Raw genomic sequence first — 23923 nt, 5'->3', positions numbered from 1 at the left:
ACCCATAATCATTTTGATTATGGGTATTTTTTTATATTTATAAATAATATAGTCTTCAGGGTTTACATTTCACTGAGTAAAACGGTTGCTCCATATGAAAATTAAAATTTTATAGAGCTAATATTAAAAAGAGTTTGTTGTTCAACATCTAACCGCTAACCGCATTGAGACCTTTTATAACTCATGACCTACACCCTAAGACCTTATCAGAGCGAGGCGGTTGAACGTACCGTTTTACACTTTAGAAAAACCAATGATCCCGCAGTGATTGTATTACCTACTGGTGCGGGTAAAAGCTTGGTAATTGCTGAGCTTTCGCGTATTGCTAAACAAAAAATATTAGTACTGGCGCATGTTAAAGAATTAGTAGAGCAAAACTCACAAAAATATAAAAGCTTTGGGCTTGAGGCGAGTATATTTTCGGCAGGATTAAAAGAGAAATCGTTAAACCATCAGGTTACTTTTGCCAGCGTGCAGTCGCTATCGCGTAATTTAGATCAGCTTAATGAGCATTATTCACTGTTAATAATTGATGAGTGCCATAGAGTTAATGGTGATAAAAAAAGCCAATACGGTAAAGTTATTAATGCCTTGCAAGCGCATAATCCGCAGTTAAAAGTATTAGGGTTAACGGCAACGCCTTATCGGTTAGGTATGGGGTGGATTTATCATCATCACTATCATGGTTTTGTGCGGGGCAATAAAGACAGCCCATTTAAAAGCTGTATTTTTGAATTACCGCTGCGCTATATGATCAAACATAACTATTTAACGCCACCCAATGAAGTGGATGCGGCGATTAGTCATTACGATTTTTCGGCGTTAACCAGTGATGCGTATGGCCGTTATACTAATGAGGATATGAATGCGTTATTAAAAAACAGTGCACGCGCAACGCAGGCCATTTTACAACAAGTAATACAATATAGTGAAAACCGCCAAGGTATTATGATTTTTGCTGCTACGGTTATCCACGCACAAGAAATTTTAAGCTATTTACCTCACCAGCAAAGCGCCTTAATTACAGGTGATACACCGAATAGCGAACGCGATAAAATAATTAAGCAATTTAAAGCCAAACAATTAAAATATTTGGTTAATATATCTGTACTCACCACCGGATTTGATGCACCTCATGTTGATTTTATTGCTATTTTACGCCCTACGGAGTCGGTGAGTTTATACCAGCAAATTGTTGGCAGAGGGCTTAGATTAGCCGATTCAAAAACAGATTGTTTGGTGATTGATTATGCCGGAAATGGTTTTGATTTGTTTCACCCTGAGGTTGGCGATAAAAAAGGTGATAGCGATAACGAGCCGGTACAAGTGCTTTGTCCGGGTTGTGGCTTTGCTAATATTTATTGGGGTAAAACTGACTCTACAGGAAAGGTTATTGAACACTTTGGTAGGCGCTGTAAGGGCTTGTTAGAAGATGATGAAGGTAATAAAGAGCAGTGCGATTATCGTTTTCGCTTTAAAGAGTGTGATGAATGTGGTGCGCAAAACGATATAGCCGCACGTAAATGCCACGATTGCGGTGCGGTAATGGCCGACCCTGATGATAAGTTACGCAATGCACTAAACTTAAAAGATGCACTCGTACTTCGCTGTAGTGGTTTAAGTGTAACGCAGCTTAAAAATGAGATGATTAAAGTAACGTATTTTGACGAAGACGGTGCAAGTTGCGACGAAGTTTACGATATTGCCAATAAAGGGGCGGCGTATATTTTTAATCGGCAATTTGGTAAGCGAGTTGGCCAAGGGCAAGCGCCCATAAAATTTAAAACAGCAGAGCAAATAATTAACGCGCAGTTTGATTTAATTGCGCCCGACTTTGTAATTGCGCGTAAAAGTAAAAAATATGGTTGGAAGGTAGCAGATAAGCTGTTTGATTATAAAGGCAGTTTTAGAAAAGCTAATCAGTTAAACCCTTAGGTTTAACTGATTTATAATTTAGTATGGGAATGCAGATTAAGCTTCTTCTGCGTCCATTAATCCCCAACCATCGCCGTAACCGTTAAAGTTATTAGCTATGCTTTCAATGTATTGCTCAGCTTGGCCTAATAGAGTGTGCTCAGGAACCATTTGTACTTGAGTAATTACTTCCCATACGCCAGTGTCTTGGCATTTTTCGAGTTCAGCATGCTGTACTAATGTATCGGCTACTACTTCTTTGGCAAACTTTTCTGCATCGCTTTGTTGCTCAAATAAAATATAAAAATCGACTTGGTGCATTTTACTTAAATCAATACCAGCGGCGGCTATTTCAGCTAAAAGTTGGCCATTTTCGTCATCAGGAAATTGCATTAAAAAACTCATTAAAATTATTGTGTACTTGTTAGGGCTATTGTAACCAAAATAAACGCTTAAAGCGTACTAATTTTAATATTATAGATTGCATATTATGTCACTGGGTAGCTATTAAGTTAATGTAAGGCTCATTACGGCTATGATATTATAGAGTTGATGCATCGTTATATTTTAAGAATTAAAGGTAAGGATATTTACTTGTTTAATCAGTTTTTGCGTTACATGTTTATTTTTTGCATTCTTCTGAGTGCTCAGTCTGTTGCCTCTGAAAATGTAATAGAAGATTATGAGATTAAAGGGATAAATGACGATTTAGAAAAAAATGTTGCGCTTTATTTAAAACAACTTATAGGTGAAAAGCCGACCTTGACCCTGCGCCGCTATGCAAAAAAACAAGTCGAGAATAGTATTAAAGCATTAGGGTATTACAGCCCTAAAGTAGAGGTTAACTTTGATAAAGATGAGCGTGATTTGGTGGTTAGAATTGAGCGAGGGCCAGCTACTCGCATCGCTGCAATAAATATTAGTGTAAAGGGGGCTGGCAAGCAGGACCCCGCTTTATTGGCAGTAATTAATAATATTACCCTAAAGCAGGGAGATATTTTAAACCACGGACATTATGACAGCGCGCATAAAAAAATAGAATCAATGCTGTTAGAGCTAGGTTATTTTGACGCTAAATGGCCTGCGCGTAAACTAGAAGTATCTTTGGGGAAACATAGCGCAGAAGTTACTTTTATTATTGAAACTGGGGTGCGTTATCAGTTTGGCGATATTGTAATTGCTAGCGATACACCTGCTGAAAAGTATATTCGTTCTTTAGCGCCTTTTGCCAAAGGGCAGCCTTATAAATCGACCCACATAGCCGATTATAATCTTGATTTATCAAGCACGCCTTATTTTACTAGTGTACGAGTATATGCAGATATAACCGAACGTAAAAATAACCAAGTACCTATAAAAGTAGATGTATTACATAAACCTGCAAATAGCTATGAAGTGGGTGGTGGCTTTAGTACCGACTTAGGCCCCAAAGTGCGCTTTAAATGGAGTAAACCATGGATAACGCAAGATGGCCATTACCTAGAAAGTAACTTAAATGTGTCTGAGCGACAACAAGATATTTCAATGGCTTATACAATCCCAGAGGATGATCCTAATGACGATTTATGGCGTTTTTCGGTTGGTTATAAACTTGAGGATGAATTAGCTAATAATATTTATAGTGAAATACTTACCGGGCAAGTACAACGCCAATGGTTAACTGATAATAACTGGGTGCGTACCGCTTTTATACGCCGCGACCATGAAACATATAGAATAGGTGACGACGAAGAAGAAAGCAGTGAAATGTTAATGCCGGGTATTAGTTATGCACGTAAAAAATCAAAAGGGGGAACAACCCCTTATTGGGGCGAACAGTGGTTAATATCTGCAGAGTTTGGCGTAGAAGATGTACTCTCTAGTACTAATTTGATCCGCGTGCAGTTACAAAACGCTTGGCTGAGAACTTATTTAGACCGCCATTTAGTGTTTTTAAAAGCGAACCTAGGTGCCATGTTGGTCGATAATATAGCTAATGTGCCGTATTCACTGCGCTTTTTTGCTGGTGGCGATCAAAGTGTGCGTGGTTTTGCGTATCAATCAATTTCACCCGAAAACGATGAAGGGCAGCTAATAGGGGGTAAGTACTTAGTCTCTGGTACTGCAGAATACAACTATCAGTTTGCGCAAAATTGGCGGGTTGCTTTATTTGTAGATGGAGGTACTGCAACCAATGATTTTTCGGATAGATTTGAAGTAGGTGCTGGTTTTGGTTTTCGTTATTTAACACCTGTAGGTCCGGTTAGAATTGACCACGCTTGGGGACTTACCAAAGAAAGTAAAAGCACCCGTTTGAGTATTACTATAGGGCCTGAAATTTAATGACTGTATTTAAAAAAATAACTGCAAGTGTCAGTGCTGTTTTAGTCATACTGCTAATAACCGTATTTTGTATATTATTTACTGCACCCGGTAATCAATTTATTGCTTATAGTGCAAACAAGTTGGTTGATGGTTTAAATATTGACATTAAAAACGGTCGGTTTTTATATAACGATGTATTTAATGTTAGGTATAACAATAACGGGGTAGATTTTAATGCCCAGCAACTAAAGCTTAATTTATTTTGGTGGCAGTGCGACGGCATTTGCATTGATAATTTAAGTGCTAATACAATGGCCTTAACTTTGGAGCAATCAACTGAAGCAGTTGCAGAAGAGCCATCTGAGCCACTAACTAAAATTACCTTACCTTTTAATATCGCTGTTAAAAATATAGCTGTAAAAGTATTTACTTTAGAACACCCAAGCGCCAACGTGCGTGTTGATAACTTTAAGTTATCGGCAAAAGCGATGGGATCAGAGCTTGTAGTAAAAAGCTTAAACATACCTAAAATACTGGTTACGCTAAAAGAGCAAGCCCAATCCCAGCAATCACAAACAGCATCAACGGCAATTACGCAGCTTCCTGCACTGCCTAATATCGAATTTACTTCACCACTGGATATAACCATTGAGCAGTTTGATATTGATAAAGTGGCTATACAGCAGGGCGAACAAGACTATGAGATAGAAAATATAGCACTGCAAATGACTGTAGAAGATGCCAAAATAAATTTATATTCTTTAGCGGCTCGTTATCAGCAGTGGCAATTAAATACACAACTTAACACAGAGCTTGCAGGTAATATGCCGCTAAAAGGTCATATTGTATTAAAAAGCCCGCAACACCAAGCTGACTTATCACTCAGTGGCGACTTGGCAAATTTAAATGTTGATTTAGAAACCACAGGGCAATTTCCGCTTAGTTTAAATGCCAATGCTAATTTAAAGCAAACAAACTACCCATTTACAGTTAAAGGCAAAATAAACCAGTGGCTGATCGACGCACAAAGCGAGCAGTTAACGCTACGTAAGGTTAACTTAAGTGCGCAGGGCAACGCAGATGACTATCAACTTAGTTTAACTGCAACGAGCCAGTTAGGCGCGTACCCAGCCGTTGATTTAAACACACAATTAACGGGCACGCTTACCCATGCACAGCTTTCTACATTGTCGGTTAAGGCCAACGACAGTACTGCAAAAATAAATGCCAATGTTAACTGGCAACAAGGTATAAAAGCAGATTTTGCAGGGACGCTATCGCATTTAAAAGCGCAATACTTAACAGATGCAGTAACGAGTGATATTTCTGGGCAGTTTAAAGGCTCATTTAATGCACAAACGGATACTTGGCAACTGAAAATGAATAATACCAAACTCACCGGCACACTTAACGACGTGCCATTAGAGTTTGCCGCAAACTTTAGGCTAGATAATGCATTTAAAGCTAATATTGATAGTTTTTATTTAAGCAGTGGTAAAAATAAATTAGAACTCAATGGCCAAATAGATAGCAAATGGTTAGTAGATGGCAATATAACACTACAAAGTGATGAGCAGGCTAATATGCCATTTATTGCAGATGGTAAGGCCAATATAGCCCTTAGAGGTCAAAGGTTAACACCGTCGGTTGACTTAGCATTAATGCTGGAACGTTTTATTTTTGATGAAATAAACATAAGTAAGTTATCTGTTAAAGCTGATCTTGATACAGCGGCCGATTGGCAAACTAATATTGCAATAGATGTTGGTTCGGCTTTAGTTGCTGAGCAACAAATTAACAGTGTAAAAATAGATGCAACAGGGGATAAAAAAGATCATCAACTTACCGCATCTGTTGATGCGCAACAAGGTGCAGTTGAGTTTGAAGTTAATGGTCAACTTACCAATGCGATTTGGCAAGGTGCATTGAGCAATGTGCAGTTAAGCGATAAAAAGCTAAGCTTTAACAACAGTAAAAAAATTACACTTAACGTAAACACCCAAACAGGCGATTTTGATGTAAGTAAGCACTGCTGGCAATCTGCACAAAGTGAGTTGTGTATCGACACTTTGTCGCAAAATAAACAGTTAGGTCAATTCAATGCTAAATTAAACAATTTAGCACTTGAGGAACTAAAGCATTTACTACCTGATAATGTTGGTGCAGAAGGCGCTTTAACAGGGGAACTTGTTGCAAACTGGCAAGCGAGTGCGCTGAAAACATTACGCGCTTCTTTAAATTCAAATAACTTAATAGCCAAATACAATTCCGAAGAAGATAACTTTCGTTTACCAATAGAAACGCTTAGTGTGAATGCATTTACTGATTCTCAAACAGGTAAATTAACAGCTAACTTAAACTCTAGCGTGTTAGGTGAAATTACCACCCAAATTAATGTAGATGACATACAAAACACGCAAGCGTTAAGCGGTAATGTAAACATAGATAAAATATTATTTTCTAACTTGCAGCCATTTTTAGACACTATTGAGCAGCTCAAAGGCAATATTAGCGGTAAAATTGCATTAGCAGGTACATTAAAAGAGCCACTCCTTGAAGGTGAAGTAAATATTGATGATATTAATTTACAAGGTGAACAACTACCAATAGCACTTGAAAAATCGAATGTGAGTATTTTATTTAACAAAGCGACAGCAACAATTAAAGGCCTTTTAACAGATCCCCAAGGCGGGAATATTAAATTAAATGGCGACATAGATTGGCAAGGTGAACAACCAGCCGTTAACGTTGCAATAGTAGGTGAGCAATTTTATGTACGTGCTCAGCAAGGAGTCGTTTTTAAAGTATCTCCAGATTTAAAAATTGGTTTGGCTAACAACGCAATAAACCTTGTGGGTGAAGTAATTGTCCCTTATGGGCGAATTGAAATAGAAGAGTTGCCAGAGGGCGCTGTGCAAGTTAGCGATGACGAAATAATCGTTGATCAAAAAACCAAAGCGACTAAAAAAGTGCCATTTGATTACGATATAGATTTAAAACTGATTGTAAAAAATGACGTGAAAATTGAATCATTCGGTCTAGAATCTAAAGTAGAAGGCGATTTGGCGATTAAAATGAGCCAAGGAACTCCTATTATTGCCACAGGCGAGCTTAAGTTAGTAAACGGTACATACTTAGCATTTGGCCAAGATTTGTTAATTCGTACCGGCCAGGTTGGCTTTAGTGGCTCAATAGAGCAGCCTTACTTAAATATTAAAGCCATTCGTAATCCCGAAAACACCGCCAATGGTGTTATTGCTGGGGTAACGCTTACAGGTAATGTAGAGCAACCCAGGCTAAAAGTGTTTTCGGAGCCAGCGATGGATCAGGCACAAGCTTTGGCCTATTTACTCAATGGCCAACCACTAGGCGAGGGCGATAGCTCCACCGATGCTATGCTCACTCAGTTGTTACTTTCGCAGGGGGTTAGCCGCAGTGAAGGGCTGGTTTCTAAAGTGGGTGAAACGTTTGGTTTGTCGGATGTTAGCCTTACCTCTAAAGGCAGTGGTGAGCAAACAAAAGTAGAAATATCAGGCTATGTGGCACCGAGCTTACAAGTAAAATACAGTGTTGGTATTTTTGACTCCCTTAGTGAAGTGGCAATACGTTATCAGCTGCTTTCGCAGTTTTATATCGAAATAACCAGTGGGCTATATCAAAACGTAGATATACTTTATAAGTTTGATTGGGACTAATAACTACAGGTTAAAGCAGATGTTAGCAAGTAATAACCAAGCTTAAGGATAAGACCCTAATGTAAAACTATAATAATAAGGCGCTAATTTATGAAAAAGTACCTGTTAACAGTGGCCGCTGCGATGTTATTAAACGGCTGTGCTGGACAATATAAACAAAGCATTACCACGCAACAAGTTGAGCCGAAAATAAAGTACACTGCCAGTGACGTTATTACTAAAGCCGCCGAGGACGAGTGGCGAGTGGTTAACTCGCAAAATATTTTAAAAATAACCTTACCCACAGGCGCCACTTATATTGAGCTTAATCCGCAGCTTGCTCCACAGCATGTAAAAAATATTAAAAAGCTTGCGCGAGAAGGCTTTTATCAAGGAACGAGTGTTTATCGCTTTGTTGAGGGATTTGTAGCTCAAGGTGGTGCTAGCAGTGCTAAAAAGATTATTAAGACTGCAAATAAATCACTTTTGGCCGAGTTTTATTTAACTACTAAACACCCGTTGGCAATTACAGCCCTTGAAGGTGATGGTTATGCACCTATAACTGGTTTTTTAAATGGTTTTGCGGTTGCTCAAAACGCACTACAAACCCAAACTTGGCAAGTACATTGCAGTGGCATATTTGCAATGGCGCGAGATAACGATATAAATAGTGCAAGCACCGAATTCTTTATCACTATAGGGCAAGCGCCACGTTATTTAGATAAAAACACCACTGTATTTGGACGCGTACTTGAGGGTATAGAGCATGTTAACCGCTTAGAGCGTACCGCTCGCAATGATAAAGAATTTAACCCAATAACTGATATTCAAGTACTTGAAGACATTAATAATAGTGATAAAAGTGTTTTTAAAGTGATGAAAACAAACTCACAGGCATTTAAAAACCTAATTGCGGCAAGAAAAAATCGCTCTGAGCCTTGGTTTGTACATACAGCTAATTATATAGACGTGTGCGCTGTGGCTATTCCCACCAAACGTAGTGAATAAAAAAGGAGCCTAGGCTCCTTTTTTATTACAATAAACACTTATTGGCGGTTAATTTTAACTGCAAATGGCGTGTCGTTATTATGAGTTGAGCGATACGGATTTATATCAAGGCCACCACGGCGCGTATAGCGAGCATAAACTTCAAGATTTTTAATGCTGAGCTGAGTGCTTAAATCGCTATAAATACGCTCCACGCATTGTTCATGAAACTCATTATGGGTTCTAAACGAAATTAAGTAGCGCAGTAACGACTCTCTACATATTTGCTCACCTGTATAACGAATAATTACACTTGCCCAATCGGGTTGTGAGGTAATTAAGCAGTTAGACTTAAGTAAGTGGCTATGCAGGGTTTCGGTTACTGTTTTATTACTTTGCGATTTTAGAGAATGAGCGTCAATATCGTAGTTATCAATTTCGATATCTAAATCATCAATACACTCACCAGGTAATGGGGTGTAAGGAAGGCAGTTATACTCATCTGCATTGTATAAAGTTACCTGTACTAAGCTGTTAACCACTGCGGTTAGATCTTTAACTAAATGCTGTTTCACTTCATCACGGCTGTTAAATCGAGTTTGGTTAAAGCTATTTAAATACAGTTTAAACGATTTAGATTCAACAAGGTGACTGCTTTGGCAGGCAAAAGTAAATACAGCGATAGCGACTTGCGGCTTGCCTTTGGCGTTTAACCACGACAGCTCGTAACCAGTCCAAATGTCTTGGCCTTTGAATGGTAAAGCGGCTTCGTCAATATTTAAAGCATCTCTATTTAGCTTGCGTGCAATTGGAAAAAGTAAGCTAGGAGTATATTGATCTATATATTCAGTTGATTGGCCTAACACACTGCCTTTAAGGTCGGGAGAATTGCTGTAATCTGTCATGTTTGCCCTTAAATAGTTACAATAGCGGCATTATATCTAATTTAAATGAGTTTCATAGTATGTCTGTTGTATTGCAGTTAACCCAGCTACACCAAAGGTTTAATGACAAAACCTTAAAAAACACGCAAAAACATCCACTTATGGTGCACGATGAACAATGGCCAAGCCCATGTGAAATAGGTAATGTTGATCAACAAGGTAATATTCAGTGGCAAGCTGTGCTGCAGCAACCTGCAGGCTCGCTTAATGATTTAGCTAAGGCATTGGATGTTACATTTCCAAGTGGCTTAAATGCGCTTTATGGGCATATGTATGGTGGCAATATTCAAGCCAGTATTGATGGTCACCAAGTTGAATTGTTACAGGCATGGAATAGCGATGACTTTGATTTATTGCAACAAAATATAACTGGCCACGTTTTAATGAAGCGTAAACTTAAACAACCTGAAACAGTATTTATAGGGTTAACAGCACAAGATGATTTGTTAGTAAGTGTGTTATTGCACAGCGGTGAAGTGTGCTTAGAGTACGTAGGCAAAAAAACGCATCATGTGCTTGCTGCCAATATAGAAGAATTTTTGCAAGCGCTTGAGGTTTAATTAAAACAGGCGTTAATTACCTTAAAACGATTTAGTGTAAAGTATTAGCTCGGAATTAATTTTAATATCGAGCTAATACATTAATAATATCTTTAACTTATTGAAAGTCCCACGATATGTTAGACACTAAGGCGCAGGGCTCACACCTAAAATCAAATAATCCAAACCAGGATTCAGGTAACCTCCAATCGCCATTACAGCTTGGGCATTTACGCTCTAGTTCAGAAGTTTTATCGGTGCCACCTACGCGGTATATATAGTAATACACAGGCTTTTTAGTTAAAAAGCTAATTCGTTTAGTAATGTCTTTACCGCGGCGGAATAAGTCGCTTTTAATACTCGAAATTTCTTCAAGAGCAGGAAACTCACAGCGTGTTGCGCCATTAATTTGAATTTGATCGCAGGCTTGCCAGTCTTCCTGCCATTTAATTAAGGTTTTATAATCACCATTAGCAATTGCTGGGATCCGAAATAGCGGTACCGGTAAAAAGTCGTCACCACAATAAAGTGGGCTACAAGTATGCACATAAGTGGTGTATAAAATATAGCTAGAAGGCTCGGCGCAGCAATCAGACCCATTAGAATGAATATCTTGACCAATAATTTTTACTTTTGGCGCAAGTAAACCAGCGCTGTGCAATTGCTCAATGCTGTGTTTTACAAATGGACTATTGTTAAGCGGGTGCATAGCATCTTCGTTTGGGCACATAACACGGGTAATAAAGTAACCATCTTTTAAAACAGTAGGAAATTCTTCGCCCATTATTTGGCCATTAAAACGTAGCGCATTAACCAAGCGATTAATAGCTTGTTCGGCTTTCTCTAAAGTGGTGTCTTGGTAGCAATCAAAGGTTAAATCAACAACGAACATTTATAGTCTCGAATTATTATTTTTCTAGTAGGGTAAGTAACCGGTCGAGCTTTTCTTCAATTCTGTCTAGCTGCGAAGTTTTAGAATCGCTACTACTCGGCTGTACTTGGCTTTTCATTAAGTTATAAATTGAATCTGGATTGTTTTTATACTGACTCACCGCCGCAATAATAACAGGCATAGGCACAGGCTTAATTAAACGACTTTTAGTAAGCGCGACAGTAGGTACTTTGCCTTCATCAAGAAGGACTTTAATTGCATCAAATACAGCAGCATTCATTAGGTTTATAACTCTTTAGTATAAATAGGTACGCAGCATGAAGCTGCTGCGTGGAGGCTATAGTAACAATAAATAGGGAGGGGCACATTAAATGTCCCAAATTAAATCAATTACCTTAAAATTAATTGCCTTGGCGAAGGCGTACATCAAGCTCATCAATAACTTCACTCCAATCACTGTCCTCTGCGAGTGATTCAGCTAAAAAATGCTGTTGAGATTCATCCCAAAAAGGTGCATCTTGTATTAACGTTGTATCTTCAATCGCATGGGAAGCAATAAAAGCATCAATCTGAGCTTCAGAACTAGGTAAGCCAAGTTGTGCAAACAGTGTATTTATATCGTGCTTTGTTGTATCCATGTTGTGCTCCTAGCGTGTCAAAATAAGATTATAAATAAACTATAGTCTAAGCCAGCTAAACTCACGCTGAATTTACCATTAATAACTTTACAGCTATAGTTTAGAAAGTGAGTAAATAAAGCGCTTATTTAGAGAACAAATATAAATTTATTATGTGTGTAAGTTGTAGCTATGAGTAAACCCAATCGCATTAAGTTAGTGATTATAGCGCCAAGCTAATGGTTTAATCATAAGGCGAAAATAATGATGTGTTGTTCTAATACAAAAAAGGAATAATAATGACTGTGACCACCCAAGCCGATACATTTAGCGTACAGTATTTAGCCGCAGAAGATATAAGTATTGCCGCGAGTTTAATTTATCAGGCGTACCACGACGATCCTATTTTACAAACTATGCTCAATTACGAGCAAGAGAGTAAATCGGCCTACGAAAAAAAACTTCGGTCATTAATTCGCGAAGAGCTAAGCAGCTTTTGGCAAGAAAAGCAGCCGCTTATTGGTTTATATCGTAACGATAAGCTCAAAGCCGTTGCCTGCGTGTTCGAATCAAACAGCCAATTACAGGCGCAGCGTTATTGGCATTGGCGCTTAAAGCTAATGTTAAGTGCTGGTTACTTACAAACCAATCAACTAATAGATAAAGAGCAAACAATTAGAGATGCACTAGAGCAGCAGGGCAACTACTATTTTTTAGCTTTTATTGCGGTCGATCCGCATTTTCATGGCCAAGGGTTTGGGCGTTATTTATTAAGAGGCCTAAATGACCTAGTTCAATCTAATGCTGAGTCTACAGGTATGGCGGTGTTTGTAACGCGCAAAGAGCATACTCAATTTTTTAAAACCGAAGGGTTTGAAAGCTTTAAGCAGCTTACTTTTAATAAGATTGCGGGCGAATTGTTATTTAAGTCAAAAAACTAAATTTAATTTAGGTTATAAGGTAGCCTGCATTGGTGGTTTACATCCCAAAACGGACATATGACCGTGAGATATATCTCACATCACTGTGCGAGTTGTCAGTTTAAATTGCATTGAAATAGTTACTCCTTACCTATTTGATTGATATGTAAGGTTATTTTTATAGTTTGTGTTTTTTAATATAAATGCCATTTAATAATTAACAGCTAGGTACTATATCTACTAGCCATTTGCTTTAAACTTTACTTTGTCAAGACGACACAGCTCAATGATTGAGTGATTACCAAGGATACGGAAGTAGGCAACATAGCAGACGCTAGCAAGAAGCAAAACGGACAAGTTAACACGGATGCAAGGATGAGTAGGAAAGTGCATGATGCGCTTAAGTGGCAGGAGCTACTAAGGGGTAATCAAGGATGGCGCTACAGGAAGTAGCCGGAGCGTTAGTTTACGCAGGACAGCCAAGGTGGCAAGAGGATATTGCAGGATGCAATGTGAGGGTGAACAAGGTTGTTTGCTCGTTCAGAGGATGATAATACGGATTACACAGGTAAAGGATACCTAACAGGATGTTTGTCAATTGGGGCGTAACTTTAGTTACGCCTTAGTTTTTTGTGTTTTACTTATTTTTAAATTAAACCTTACCCTAAATTAAACTTTTAGCGCAGTATAAAGATTATATTTTATGCGGTGGAATAACCACACTTTTTAAATACTCATTTTCCATGATCAGTATTCCCTGATAGGCATTTTCGCCATCACTTGAAAACTCAAAAATAAATTCGCTTTTCACTCCAGGTTTACCACTTTTTAAAAAGCCAAAGCGGCGTTTACTACAGGCAACGCTCATTAATTGCACCTGCAGTTGTTCGCTTTGGCGTTTAGCATGAACGTTCGCCGCCTCGGCTACCTTTCGGTTTAGCCAAAATAAGTAAATTACACTACCAATAAGTATGAACGTCCATAAACTTGCCATTTAAGAGAATAACCTTCCAATTGCACGCGCGAGGGTTTCGCTACGATTTTCTTTACGTAATAAGCCTAATAAATGCGGGCGAATGGTGGGTATTGCAACTAAATCAGCAAAAACACTCACAAATAGTTCAGTAATTTGTTGATGGTGTGCACAGTTGTCCATAAATACATGCAAGCGTTCAGGGTCTTCTAGTTGTTTAAAACAACGCCCAGCAATAGTGAGCAGTACGTCAGCATCTTGATTAATCGATGAAGTTAATACGCTATCGACCAATTGGGCGGTTAAGCCTTGCGCTTGCGCTTTAGAAAGCGAACGTAGCGCTACTGTAACAGCAAACGGGTCGTTATTTTTTATAGCCGCTTGGCCGAACCCTACTAGTAATTGACTTAATGAGGGCGGTATTTCTACATGCTCAAGCATGGCGCTAAGGGGCTGTAATACCTCAACGGGCAAATGAGGCCAGGCTTTTTGTAAATTAGCTAAGTTAGTCTCATTATCGAGGCGCAGTGCAAAATCGGCAATGCCTTGTAATGCCACACTTTGCCAATTTTCAAAACCCAGCTTACCACTAAAGTACAGCTGCGTATGCTCGTAATACTGTGATGCAGGTTGTTTTAATAGTACTTTAAGTTGCGCATTAAAGGCTGCTAATTTATTAGCGTTTGGTGTAAAAACATAAGGATTGTTATCAAGTTTACCATCGGCTTGCTCACCGGTAAGTTGTGTGCCGAGTGCTTCAATTACCATGTCGGCAAAGTGATCGCGACTCGCACTCACCAGTTTGCTTTGCTCATCAACTGGAAATTTCAAAAACCATACATAAGGTTCTTTACTCGCTTTACTATCCCAAAACTGAATAGCTAACCACGCATGACCAGCAAGTGGATAAGGGTAAGGGACTTGTGCTTGCTCTATGGCTAAAAATTGTTTTTTATCAAGCTTAGTTATGTGTCTACCAATATCAAACGCGCGCCACTGAGTACCTGCATTATCTAAAAGCTGCCCTAATGTCGCTATTTGCTTACTCATCGTTTTCTCAATTGTTTTTACTACAAAATTGCGTCAATTATACGCCATAGCAAAGGTTGAGGGAACCGCGCTTATAGAGTTTGAGTTTTGATTTTGCTAAATAACTGAGCAAGCGGGGGTAATATTAAGCGGGTATTTTCAGTTACTATAATTTCCCTCTTAATAAATACAAATGGTATTATTACTTCATCTAGTTTTAAGAGGGCGGTTATGTACCAGCAAACCCAAGCTTATTTAGTGCAGTTAAGGGCACTTTTAAAAAAGCATCAGCTTTGGCAAAATGAGCCAATAGCAGCAGAAGCATTACAATCAAACGTGCCTTTTTGCCACGACACCATGGCATTTGAACAATGGTTACAGTTTGTATTTATTGAAAAAGTTGAGCAGCTAATTATTGATAAGCAGCCATTGCCGCGCAACTTTGCAATTGCTCCTATGGCACAAATGACGCTTGCGAGTAAAAAAGGCAGCGATGAAATTATTACTCTGTTAACAGCTCTCGATGCCTTTTTAGGAGATCCAAATGAGTGAGCGCCCAATACCAATTGAGTATGGCGAACTGACTATCTTGTATCAGGATGAAAACTACGTAGCCATAGATAAACCCTCAGGCTTATTAGTGCATCGTTCGTTTTTAGATAAGCACGAAACCCAGTTTGCTATGCAAATGCTACGCGATCAACTTGGGCAGCATGTTTTTCCGGTACATAGGCTCGATAGACCCACATCGGGGGTGTTACTGTTTGCGTTAAGTTCAGAAGCGGCCCGCGATATGAATCAGTTATTTATTGAAGGCACTATTAGTAAACGCTATTTAGCCTTAGTACGTGGTTTTGCACCCGAGTCGGTATTTTTAGATAAACCACTAAAAGAAGAGCTGGACAAAATAGCAGATAAGTTTGCCGATCAAGACAAAGCGCCACAAGAAGCGCAAACTCAGTTTAACTGCTTGCACCAAGCAGCCTTGCCTATTCCCATTGGCAAGTACCCAACGGTGCGCTATTCCCTCGTAGAATGTTTTCCTAAAACGGGGCGTAAACATCAAATTCGTCGGCATTTAAAGCATTTATCACTGCCTATCATTGGCGATGTAAACCATGGTGATAATCAGCATAATCAATTTTTTAGGGAGCATTTTGAGCTGCGCAGATTAATGTTATTTGCAACTGAGCTTAGCTTTGTGCACCCTTATAGTAATGAATCAATAACAATTAAAGCGCCACTAGGTGATGCAATGCTCAGCATTTGCAAACAACTAGGTTGGCCAGATGAAGAAAAGGATTATTAATTAATGGCACATATTAGTATTTTTGTAGGCAGCGTATATGGCGGTGCAGAGCGTTTAAGTGACGAAGTAGCCACAACAATAGAGCAAGCTGGGCATGGCGTTACGGTATTTAATGAGCCAGTGTTGAGCGACATTCAAAGTGCATCACATATTTTAATTATCACCTCAACAACCGGCCAAGGCGATGTGCCTGATAACTTGGCTGATTTTTATAATCAGTTAAATAGTACTTTTCCTATGTTAACCGACAAGCCATTTGGAATTATTGCCATGGGCGACAGAAGCTACGGCGACACCTTTTGTGGTGCAGGGCGCAGCTTTGATGAATTATTACGTGACTTACAAGCTAAGCCTGTTGGTAACCGCTTAGAAGTTGATGCCTGCGAAGACTTTGAACCTTGGCCGGTTACCGAGCCGTGGTTAAAAAATTGGCTTAGTAAGCTTTAATTATTAATAAAGGTGAGTGTTACCCTAAGCTCACCTTTATTATCTGAGTTATTTTATTTTTAGGTAGCAAAATAGCTATGCAGCTAAATCCCATCGCGGTTCATTTGTCTGAAAGTTTTGGCGTAGGCAATCAGCATATCAGTATCAAACCAATCGGTAGTGGGCTGATCAATAGTACATGGTTACTTAGCACTGCTAAAAAGTCGCTAGTAGTACAAAAGCTCAATGTTGATGTGTTTCCTGAGCCCGGTTTACTCGTAAAAAATGCCCGTTTAATAGAGCAACACCTAACTAGCAAGCAGCAATTGGGTGAGTACAACTTAGATATTATTCGCCACGTAGCGACTATTAATAATGACTATTTAGTTAACTGTGATCAGGGGGTATGGCGAGCACTAGAGTTTATTGGTGGCAGTTACAGCGACGATGTAGTCACTAATGCTACCCAAGCGCAAACTGCGGCGAATGCCTTTGGTCAATTTGCTGTGGCGCTAGAGGATTTTGATGCAGAACAATTGCACCATGTGATCCCTGACTTTCATAACTTAGCCATGCGTGCACAGACGTTTAAAACTGCAGTTAGTCTTGACCCAGAGCAGCGCTTAGCTAGTTGCCAAGCTGAGGTTGATTTTTGTTTATCGCAATTTACACTCATTGATGAACTCCAAGCATTAGCAGGATCTATACCGGTAAGGCCTTGTCATAACGATACAAAAATAAATAACATGCTGTTTTGTGAGCAATCACATAATGCTAAAGCGGTAATCGATTTAGACACTTGTATGCCAGGGTATTGGCTTTACGACTTTGGTGATATGGTACGCACCTTTTGCTCACCAGAGCAAGAAGACTCCACCGATTTAAGTAATGTAGGTGTGCGCGAAGAAATATTTGCAGCCATAGTTAAAGGTTACGTAGAGCCATTAAAAGGCCTGATCACCGAGCAAGAAAAACAAAGCTTTTGGCTAGGTGCTAAAGTGATGACCTTTATGATAGGCCTGCGATTTTTAACAGATTATATTGATGGCGATAATTATTTTTCAATCAAACATGCCAATCATAATTTAGAGCGGGCGCAAAATCAGTTTGCGCTTTATAAAGATATTATTGCAAAACAAAGCACCCTTAAAGCAATATTAGCACAAGCCTAAAATAACTAAGGCGCTATAAGCGCCTTAGTTTTACCTGTTGCAGTTTAACTGCTTCTAACATCTACTTTTAATTTAAGCTTTTGCCCCGGCTGTAAATACTTTTGTCCGGCTAAACTATTCCACTTTATAATGTCGTTTACAGTTAAGTTAAACTTAGACGCAATACGCGCTAACGAATCACCACGGCGCACTTTATACGTAATTGTACGATGCGTAGTGTTTGCTGCTGTCTTTGCTTTATTAGCAGATTTATATACCGTTAGCTTTTGATTTAAACGCAATGTGGCGCTTTTCTTCAGCTTATTCCACTTTGCAAGCTCATCCATAGTGACATCGTATTCACGACTAATATCCCACAGCGTATCACCACTTTTAACCGTATGCGAAAGCTTAGTACGGCTGGTATTATTAGCCGCAGAGCGCATTTGCTCTGGTAAATGTTCGCTATTAATTGCGCCATCAGTTAGTGGCACTAATAGTTGCTGACCGACTCTAATTGTATTTGAGCTTAACTTATTTAATGATCGGATTGCACTGGTGCTGGTGGTAAACTTTTTGGCAATAACCGATAAACTGTCGCCACGCTCAACCGTATATTGCTGCCAGCGTAAGCGGTTTTTAATATCAGTATTAGCTAATTTTTGACTAAACTGCTCAGCTTTATCAACCGGTAATAGTAAAGAATGCGGGCCATTAGGATCGGTTGCCCAACGATTAAAACCAGGGTTTAACCTATACAACTCAGTGAGTGTTATATCGGCCATTTCTGCAGCGAGTGCTAAGTCAATTTGCGAACCAATTTCAACTACTTCAACAACTTGTGCATTTATAATAGGATTCCACGTCACGTTAAAGTCATCTGAGCGCTTTAATAAGTCGGCCAGTGCTAATAATTTTGGTACATAGGCGGTGGTTTCGCTAGGTAAATCAAGTGACCAAAAATCGGTCGGCAAGTGTTTCTTGCGATTCTTTTTAATCGCGCGCAACAAACGACCTTCACCCGAGTTATAAGCTGCAATGGCATTGAGCCAATCGCCCTCAAGGGTTTTGTGTAAATACGACAAGTAATCAAGCGCAGCGCGAGTTGATTGTACTATGTCGCGACGCCCGTCATACCACCAGTTTTGCTTTAAATCGAAACGCTCACCGGTTTGTGGCATAAATTGCCAAATACCCGACGCCGTGCGATGCGAGTAACCAAACGGATCAAAAGCACTCTCTACAATAGGCAGCAGTGCAATTTCGATAGGCATTTCACGTTTTTCTATTTCTTCAACAATAAAATGCAAATAAGGTTCGGCACGCTTCGAAATACGATTTAAATAAGATTGGTGCTTTGCATAATAGTTACGCTCGGTAACTACGGGGCGATTTTGCGGCACCTCTATTGAAAGCTGGTAACGAATACGCTCCCATACATCATCAAAAATAGGTGCTTCAGTGTCAGTATCTTTAACGTGTTGATACTTGGCGCTGCTCATTAATGCATTGCTAATATCGTGTGGACTTGCGCCTCCAAGCTGCTTATTTGCTTGAGTTGCGGCTTGCGAGTCAGTGTTTTCGTTTGTTAACGTTTGACAGCCGCTTAGTGCTAATACTAAAACCAGTAATAGGGGAGATTTATTCATAAATACCAATACATGGGGTAAAAAACTCGGCGAATACTACCCGTTATGAGCTAACATTGCCACTTGTGACCTTTTAAAACACTTAGCAATAATCAAATGCTAATTTTAACTTTTTGATTGCTAAACAAAAAGTACATGTGGCTATTGGTTAGCGGATTAAAAATGGTCTTTGAACTTTCTCAGACCCGCAAAGTTTTCCCAAGGTTCATTGTTTTTTGTAACCGAGCAAAATTCTTTTGGTATTAGTTCAGTAATGTTAGGTAAATCGCTGCGCATAAAGGGGTTTATTTTTAGCTCTTGGCCGATAGTGCTTGGTAAAGTAATTCCATTTTTGCTGCGCAGTTCATCTACTCTTTTACTATAGGCAAGTAGCTCTGGGTTACGCGGTTCAATGGCTGTTGCAAAAGCGAGGTTAGCTTGAGTGTATTCGTGAGTACAGTAAACTTTGCAATCAGCAGGTAATTCGCGCAGTTTATTAAACGAGTGCCACATTTGTTCTGCAGAGCCTTCAAATAAACGCCCACAACCACCACTAAATAAAGTATCACCAGTAAAGGCAAGTTGTTCATTAACATAACAAATATGATCTAGAGTATGCCCGGGTGTCGCTATAATATTAAAAGCAGTATTAAGCACTGTAATACTTTGGCCATCAGTAAGTTGCTGAGTAATCCCCTTAAACGGGCTGTTAGTTGGGCCGTATACAGCAATATTTGGGTTTTCGCTAACCAGCTTTGCTACGCCATCGGTATGGTCGTAATGATGATGGGTAATTAAAATACCCGCCAAGGTTAAATTATGCTGCGCCAAATAATCAAGTACTGGCTCTGCTTGGCCCGGATCGACTACCCAAGCTTGCGTATTATTGCTTGTAGTTAAGCACCAAATATAATTATCTGAAAAGGCTTTAATTGCTTTGACTTGCACCATGTAACGTTGCTCTATAAAGTGACAGTTAACACCTAGTATAACGAGCTCATAAAATGAAACCAGCCCTTAGTTTTCAAGAAGGACCTAAACCGTTGTCATGGCAGCAGTTTCCTCATGGGGATTATTTACGCTGTGAGATTGAACGTAAATTAGCGCCGTGGCTCCCCCGTATGTTTGGCTACCATATGCTTAAGTTAGGTAGTTTGAGTGGCGAGCTAAACACCAGTAAATGTTTAATAAAACACCAAGTGTGCGTAGCGCAAGCGGGCGCTCACACCGGCGTTATTGCCGATATAGACGAATTACCATTTTATGAGCACACTATTGATGCATGTATTTTAAGCCATTGCTTAGAGTATCACTCAGATCCTCACCATATTTTACGCGAAGCACATCGCACTTTAATTCCAGGTGGGTATATTGTGGTAACAGGCTTTAATCCGTTTAGTTTATGTGGGCTTGCCCAATTACTGCCATTTAGTGGCCAGAAACTGCCATGGACAGGGCGTTTTTTTACCCCTGCACGGGTTAAAGATTGGCTTAATTTATTGGGGTTTGAAATAGTGAGTGATGAGCGCTTTATTTACTCATCACTGGCGCGAGGTAATAGATTGTCGCGTTTTGCGTTTTGGCGTAGCTTTACCAAACAATACTTAAAACCTATGGGCAGTGTTTACATGCTGGTGGCACGTAAACGTGTTGCACCGCTCACACCCATTAAACCTAAGTGGCATGCTCGCCCGCGCTTTACAACTGTAGAAGGGGGCCTTAGACAAACCTCAAAGCAACACTTAAAGCATTGTGAGCAAAATAAAAAGTAATTTGGTATGTGCTAATCAGCTTTAAGGTTGATAACCTACATCATCGAGTAAATCTTTACTGCCAGCGGCATCGCGCGCTAAGTCATCTACAATTTCATTGTATTTATGACCGCTATGCCCTTTAACCCATTTCCAGGTTACGGTGTGTTTAGCGCACGCTAAATCGAGGCGTTTCCATAAGTCGACATTTTTTACTGGTTTTTTAGCTGAGGTTAACCAGCCGCGCTTTTTCCAATTCGTGATCCAAGACTCAATACCTTGTTTCACATATTGGCTATCGGTAGTGATATTAATAACACATGGGCGAGTTAATACTTCCAGAGCCACAATTGCCCCCAGCATTTCCATGCGATTATTAGTTGTTAGTTTATAACCTTGACTCAATTTTTTTTCATGTTCGTTATAAATCATGAATATACCATAACCACCGGGGCCTGGATTACCTAAACACGAACCATCGGTATAAATCTCTACGGTTTTTTCCACTGTTTTACCTTGATATTATGTACAATAAAGTGATTATAGAAAGATACCAGAGTCAGGATTAATTCGATATGGCACGCAGACAAATAGTTTTAGATACAGAAACCACCGGCATCGACCCTAAACAAGGGCATCGTATTATCGAAATAGGGTGTGTTGAATTAGTAAATCGCCGCTTAACCGGCAATAACTTTCATGTGTATATCAACCCACAGCGCAACAGTGAAGAAGAAGCAATAGACGTTCACGGTATCACTAATGAGTTTTTACGTGATAAACCACTGTTTCATCAAATTGCTCAAGAGTTTTTTGATTATATTAAGGGGGCAGAACTGGTTATTCATAATGCGCCGTTCGATATTGGCCATATGGATAACGAATTTTCTCTGCTTAACCAGGGCTATCCTAAAACGGCCACTTTCTGTCAAGTACTCGACACGCTTAAAATGGCGCGTGACTTGCATCCAGGACAAAAGAACAACCTAGATGCGTTATGCCGTCGTTACGACGTAGATAACGCTAAGCGAACATTGCACGGCGCATTACTGGATTCTGAAATATTAGCCGACGTTTACCTAGCAATGACTGGCGGACAAGTTAAGCTAAATTTGAACCAAAACAAAAATGACGATACCGAACAGCAAAAAGGCGGAATACGACGCTTAAGCGCCCAAAGAGCACCTCTTGTAGTATTAAGCGCCAGTGAGGCAGAACAAGCTGCACACGAAGCACGATTAGATATTGTTAATAATGAAGGCGGCCACTGTATATGGCGCGCTGATTAAGGCCATATTATGAAAACCTTTTATTTGGTAACCGCATTAGTATCTGCTAGTTTTTTTGCAACCAGCGCATATGGCGTTAAACAAGTTGAAGTACTAAAGCGTGATGGGAGGCAAAATGAAATCCCTTTATTAGATAATCGTTTTCGTATTGATAGTAAAGTAGCTGAAATAACCTTACTTTTTTTTAGAAAACCAGGCTCACCGGCTGTTATTTTAGTAAGGCCCGATGGCAGTAAATATTTTGCTACCGAATCAGTTAAAAACCCTGACTTAAGTTGGCATGACGAGCTTAGTTATGATTTGGTTACCATACGCAACCCCATGGCTGGCCCTTGGCAAGTTATAGGTAATATCTTACCCGACAGCCGCATTGTCGTATTAGGCCAGGTATCACTTGAGGCAGAGCCGTTACCGGAAATGCTGTTTCGAGGCGAGACAATAAAAATCACCGGAAAAATTTTAAATGACGGTGCTCCCATAAATGCCAATCTATTTAGAGATGTCGTTACCTTAAATGTTGATTTTGTAAGTACTAATAGTGCAGAGGCTGCTAATTTTGGAGCCAGTACTCAAGAAGTCGCTGAATTTAAAGATGATGGCCGAGGGTTTGACGAACGCCCAAACGATGGCGTTTTTACGGGCGAGTTTAAATTAGACTTTCCCGAAGGAGAATGGATCCCCGAACTCTACATAGCAACCCCCTTATTACAACGTCGAATAGTGCAAAGCAGCATTGTGGTACATTCTGCCCCAGTAAGTTACGACATGACGCTAGCAGAGCAAGAAAGTAACGAGCACCTTTTAGCTATTAATTTAGATGACACAATAGTTAAGCCAGAAACCGTAATTATGCAGGGTAAAATTTACTACCCTAATAACGAAGAGCAAATGTTTAGTATAGAGTCGGATGCACAACATACGAGGCAGTTAGCAATTAAAAATTATGGTTGGGGTCGATATAGTGTCGAGCTGTCTATTTTTGGCACAAATATAAAGGGTCGTGAGTTTATGGCAACGCTGCCAACGTACAAATTTGAAATTGCACGCCCAATAGAAGCGGTACCAGCAGTTGATCCAGCGACCATAATTCCACCTGATTTAATGATTGAGAGTGAACCCGTAGCAGAAAAAATAGCGAATTGGGTTTTACTCAGCTTAATTATTGTTGGAAATCTGTGCGTTTTATTAATGGGTTGGCTGGCAATTCGTATTTTTGTACAGAAAAAATCGCTTAAATTTAAAGTGAAGCTGCCTTTTATAAATAAAAAGACAACAACAAATGACGATGTTGGTAATTCTGAAAAAAAGCAAAGTACTAAAAACGGCTCAAAAAATGACAAAAGCGGTGAAATTTTAAACCTTTCGATGACAGATGACTAAAAAACCTAAATAAAAGCGAAAAAGCCCTTGACGAAATAGGGGCTGGTTCGTATTATTCACGCCGCTGTCAGGGGAGACTCAAACAGCAACGAAAATGTGGAGTGGTAGTTCAGTTGGTTAGAATACCGGCCTGTCACGCCGGGGGTCGCGGGTTCGAGTCCCGTCCACTCCGCCAATTTTCGAAAACTTGTAAGCA

The 23923-nt window shown here is 39.6% G+C and carries 23 protein-coding genes and 1 tRNA gene; 14 read left to right on the top strand and 10 right to left on the bottom strand.

Annotation, left to right across the window (positions count from 1 at the left end):
• Positions 1–183 precede the first annotated feature (183 nt).
• Entirely contained in the window at positions 184–1935 is a 1752-nt protein-coding gene (locus tag RB215_RS09745; RefSeq protein WP_309216284.1) for a DEAD/DEAH box helicase, read from the top strand.
• A gap of 36 nt (positions 1936–1971) precedes the next feature.
• Here RB215_RS09745 and RB215_RS09740 read toward each other — a convergent pair whose 3' ends face one another.
• Complete coding sequence (locus tag RB215_RS09740; protein ID WP_011328642.1) at positions 1972–2307, bottom strand: ribonuclease E inhibitor RraB; 336 nt, start codon at positions 2305–2307, stop codon at positions 1972–1974.
• A gap of 201 nt (positions 2308–2508) precedes the next feature.
• Here RB215_RS09740 and RB215_RS09735 point away from each other — a divergent pair, with 201 nt between their 5' ends.
• The 3 genes from RB215_RS09735 (at position 2509) to RB215_RS09725 (ending at position 8900) form a co-directional block, all read left to right on the top strand.
• Positions 2509–4236 carry an autotransporter assembly complex family protein gene (locus RB215_RS09735; RefSeq protein ID WP_309216283.1) on the top strand — a complete coding sequence of 576 codons (1728 nt, stop codon included), beginning with the start codon at positions 2509–2511 and terminating at the stop codon, positions 4234–4236.
• Positions 4236–7913 (top strand): translocation/assembly module TamB domain-containing protein, encoded by a 3678-nt coding sequence (locus RB215_RS09730; RefSeq protein ID WP_309216282.1) that lies wholly within the window; start codon positions 4236–4238, stop codon positions 7911–7913. The genes RB215_RS09735 and RB215_RS09730 overlap by 1 nt, the downstream gene beginning before the upstream one ends.
• 90 nt (positions 7914–8003) lie before the next feature.
• Entirely contained in the window at positions 8004–8900 is an 897-nt protein-coding gene (locus tag RB215_RS09725) for a peptidylprolyl isomerase (RefSeq protein WP_182677419.1), read from the top strand.
• A 38-nt stretch (positions 8901–8938) separates the two neighbouring features.
• Here the strand turns inward: RB215_RS09725 and queF are convergent, their stop codons facing one another.
• Positions 8939–9784: an NADPH-dependent 7-cyano-7-deazaguanine reductase QueF gene (gene queF / locus RB215_RS09720; RefSeq protein WP_011328638.1), complete on the bottom strand. Its 846-nt coding sequence runs from the start codon at positions 9782–9784 to the stop codon at positions 8939–8941.
• A gap of 59 nt (positions 9785–9843) precedes the next feature.
• Here queF and syd point away from each other — a divergent pair, with 59 nt between their 5' ends.
• Complete coding sequence (gene syd, locus RB215_RS09715; protein WP_089368970.1) at positions 9844–10383, top strand: SecY-interacting protein; 540 nt, start codon at positions 9844–9846, stop codon at positions 10381–10383.
• A gap of 97 nt (positions 10384–10480) precedes the next feature.
• On the opposite strand, the gene RB215_RS09710 is transcribed toward syd, so the two are convergent.
• The 3 genes from RB215_RS09710 to RB215_RS09700 form a co-directional block, all read right to left on the bottom strand.
• Positions 10481–11254, bottom strand: a complete 774-nt coding sequence (locus tag RB215_RS09710; RefSeq protein WP_011328636.1) for a Zn-ribbon-containing protein — start codon at positions 11252–11254, stop codon at positions 10481–10483.
• A 16-nt stretch (positions 11255–11270) separates the two neighbouring features.
• A complete protein-coding gene (locus tag RB215_RS09705) occupies positions 11271–11534 on the bottom strand; it encodes a hypothetical protein (protein WP_011328635.1) in 264 nt (87 codons plus the stop codon).
• A 121-nt stretch (positions 11535–11655) separates the two neighbouring features.
• Positions 11656–11892, bottom strand: a complete 237-nt coding sequence (locus RB215_RS09700; protein ID WP_011328634.1) for a DUF2789 domain-containing protein — start codon at positions 11890–11892, stop codon at positions 11656–11658.
• 278 nt (positions 11893–12170) lie between these two features.
• Between RB215_RS09700 and RB215_RS09695 the strand changes: the two genes are divergently transcribed.
• A complete protein-coding gene (locus RB215_RS09695; protein WP_011328633.1) occupies positions 12171–12812 on the top strand; it encodes a GNAT family N-acetyltransferase in 642 nt (213 codons plus the stop codon).
• A 673-nt stretch (positions 12813–13485) separates the two neighbouring features.
• Here RB215_RS09695 and RB215_RS09690 read toward each other — a convergent pair.
• On the bottom strand, positions 13486–13785 hold the full coding sequence (locus RB215_RS09690) for a DUF3301 domain-containing protein (protein ID WP_011328632.1): 300 nt from the start codon (positions 13783–13785) through the stop codon (positions 13486–13488).
• Positions 13786–14814 carry a DUF3549 family protein gene (locus RB215_RS09685; protein ID WP_309216279.1) on the bottom strand — a complete coding sequence of 343 codons (1029 nt, stop codon included), beginning with the start codon at positions 14812–14814 and terminating at the stop codon, positions 13786–13788.
• Positions 14815–15024: 210 nt separating this feature from the next.
• On the opposite strand from RB215_RS09685, the gene RB215_RS09680 reads away from it, so the two are divergent.
• From RB215_RS09680 to RB215_RS09665, 4 genes are all read left to right on the top strand, one after another.
• Positions 15025–15345: a YqcC family protein gene (locus tag RB215_RS09680; protein ID WP_192531553.1), complete on the top strand. Its 321-nt coding sequence runs from the start codon at positions 15025–15027 to the stop codon at positions 15343–15345.
• Positions 15338–16102, top strand: a complete 765-nt coding sequence (truC, locus tag RB215_RS09675; RefSeq protein WP_011328629.1) for a tRNA pseudouridine(65) synthase TruC — start codon at positions 15338–15340, stop codon at positions 16100–16102. The genes RB215_RS09680 and truC overlap by 8 nt, the downstream gene beginning before the upstream one ends.
• A 3-nt stretch (positions 16103–16105) precedes the next feature.
• Complete coding sequence (locus RB215_RS09670; RefSeq protein WP_011328628.1) at positions 16106–16549, top strand: flavodoxin; 444 nt, start codon at positions 16106–16108, stop codon at positions 16547–16549.
• 77 nt (positions 16550–16626) lie between these two features.
• Complete coding sequence (locus RB215_RS09665; protein WP_011328627.1) at positions 16627–17700, top strand: phosphotransferase enzyme family protein; 1074 nt, start codon at positions 16627–16629, stop codon at positions 17698–17700.
• Between the two features lie 44 nt (positions 17701–17744).
• Here RB215_RS09665 and RB215_RS09660 read toward each other — a convergent pair whose 3' ends face one another.
• Both RB215_RS09660 and gloB read right to left on the bottom strand, forming a co-directional pair.
• Entirely contained in the window at positions 17745–19328 is a 1584-nt protein-coding gene (locus RB215_RS09660) for a LysM peptidoglycan-binding domain-containing protein (RefSeq protein WP_011328626.1), read from the bottom strand.
• Between the two features lie 156 nt (positions 19329–19484).
• Positions 19485–20258, bottom strand: a complete 774-nt coding sequence (gene gloB, locus RB215_RS09655; protein WP_309216277.1) for a hydroxyacylglutathione hydrolase — start codon at positions 20256–20258, stop codon at positions 19485–19487.
• Positions 20259–20311: 53 nt separating this feature from the next.
• On the opposite strand from gloB, the gene RB215_RS09650 reads away from it, so the two are divergent.
• Positions 20312–21079, top strand: coding sequence for a class I SAM-dependent methyltransferase (locus tag RB215_RS09650; protein WP_011328624.1), 768 nt, complete (start codon positions 20312–20314; stop codon positions 21077–21079).
• 21 nt (positions 21080–21100) lie between these two features.
• On the opposite strand, the gene rnhA is transcribed toward RB215_RS09650, so the two are convergent.
• Positions 21101–21565, bottom strand: a complete 465-nt coding sequence (rnhA, locus tag RB215_RS09645) for a ribonuclease HI (RefSeq protein WP_011328623.1) — start codon at positions 21563–21565, stop codon at positions 21101–21103.
• A 68-nt stretch (positions 21566–21633) separates the two neighbouring features.
• Between rnhA and dnaQ the strand changes: the two genes are divergently transcribed.
• From dnaQ to RB215_RS09630, 3 genes are all read left to right on the top strand, one after another.
• Entirely contained in the window at positions 21634–22347 is a 714-nt protein-coding gene (dnaQ, locus tag RB215_RS09640) for a DNA polymerase III subunit epsilon (RefSeq protein WP_086999245.1), read from the top strand.
• A 9-nt stretch (positions 22348–22356) separates the two neighbouring features.
• A complete protein-coding gene (locus tag RB215_RS09635; protein ID WP_089368529.1) occupies positions 22357–23727 on the top strand; it encodes a TIGR03503 family protein in 1371 nt (456 codons plus the stop codon).
• Positions 23728–23825: 98 nt separating this feature from the next.
• Positions 23826–23902, top strand: a tRNA-Asp gene (locus tag RB215_RS09630).
• The last annotated feature ends 21 nt before the right edge of the window (positions 23903–23923 follow it).

It is taken from the genome of Pseudoalteromonas sp. HL-AS2, assembly GCF_031198805.1.
Lineage (GTDB): Bacteria > Pseudomonadota > Gammaproteobacteria > Enterobacterales > Alteromonadaceae > Pseudoalteromonas > Pseudoalteromonas nigrifaciens.
The sequence above is the reverse complement of the archived record's forward strand: the minus strand, read 5'-3'. Positions and strand labels throughout refer to the sequence as shown.

Bases quoted from the DNA above. Each gene is read 5' to 3' on its own strand.
- RB215_RS09745 (WP_309216284.1), top strand. From the start codon at position 184: ATGACCTACACCCTAAGACCTTATCAGAGCGAGGCGGTTGAACGTACC.
- RB215_RS09740 (WP_011328642.1), bottom strand. From the start codon at position 2,307: ATGCAATTTCCTGATGACGAAAATGGCCAACTTTTAGCTGAAATAGCC.
- RB215_RS09730 (WP_309216282.1), top strand. From the start codon at position 4,236: ATGACTGTATTTAAAAAAATAACTGCAAGTGTCAGTGCTGTTTTAGTC.
- RB215_RS09725 (WP_182677419.1), top strand. From the start codon at position 8,004: ATGAAAAAGTACCTGTTAACAGTGGCCGCTGCGATGTTATTAAACGGC.
- queF (WP_011328638.1), bottom strand. From the start codon at position 9,784: ATGACAGATTACAGCAATTCTCCCGACCTTAAAGGCAGTGTGTTAGGC.
- syd (WP_089368970.1), top strand. From the start codon at position 9,844: ATGTCTGTTGTATTGCAGTTAACCCAGCTACACCAAAGGTTTAATGAC.
- RB215_RS09710 (WP_011328636.1), bottom strand. From the start codon at position 11,254: ATGTTCGTTGTTGATTTAACCTTTGATTGCTACCAAGACACCACTTTA.
- RB215_RS09705 (WP_011328635.1), bottom strand. From the start codon at position 11,534: ATGAATGCTGCTGTATTTGATGCAATTAAAGTCCTTCTTGATGAAGGC.
- RB215_RS09700 (WP_011328634.1), bottom strand. From the start codon at position 11,892: ATGGATACAACAAAGCACGATATAAATACACTGTTTGCACAACTTGGC.
- RB215_RS09695 (WP_011328633.1), top strand. From the start codon at position 12,171: ATGACTGTGACCACCCAAGCCGATACATTTAGCGTACAGTATTTAGCC.
- RB215_RS09690 (WP_011328632.1), bottom strand. From the start codon at position 13,785: ATGGCAAGTTTATGGACGTTCATACTTATTGGTAGTGTAATTTACTTA.
- RB215_RS09685 (WP_309216279.1), bottom strand. From the start codon at position 14,814: ATGAGTAAGCAAATAGCGACATTAGGGCAGCTTTTAGATAATGCAGGT.
- RB215_RS09680 (WP_192531553.1), top strand. From the start codon at position 15,025: ATGTACCAGCAAACCCAAGCTTATTTAGTGCAGTTAAGGGCACTTTTA.
- truC (WP_011328629.1), top strand. From the start codon at position 15,338: ATGAGTGAGCGCCCAATACCAATTGAGTATGGCGAACTGACTATCTTG.
- RB215_RS09670 (WP_011328628.1), top strand. From the start codon at position 16,106: ATGGCACATATTAGTATTTTTGTAGGCAGCGTATATGGCGGTGCAGAG.
- RB215_RS09665 (WP_011328627.1), top strand. From the start codon at position 16,627: ATGCAGCTAAATCCCATCGCGGTTCATTTGTCTGAAAGTTTTGGCGTA.
- RB215_RS09660 (WP_011328626.1), bottom strand. From the start codon at position 19,328: ATGAATAAATCTCCCCTATTACTGGTTTTAGTATTAGCACTAAGCGGC.
- gloB (WP_309216277.1), bottom strand. From the start codon at position 20,258: ATGGTGCAAGTCAAAGCAATTAAAGCCTTTTCAGATAATTATATTTGG.
- RB215_RS09650 (WP_011328624.1), top strand. From the start codon at position 20,312: ATGAAACCAGCCCTTAGTTTTCAAGAAGGACCTAAACCGTTGTCATGG.
- dnaQ (WP_086999245.1), top strand. From the start codon at position 21,634: ATGGCACGCAGACAAATAGTTTTAGATACAGAAACCACCGGCATCGAC.
- RB215_RS09635 (WP_089368529.1), top strand. From the start codon at position 22,357: ATGAAAACCTTTTATTTGGTAACCGCATTAGTATCTGCTAGTTTTTTT.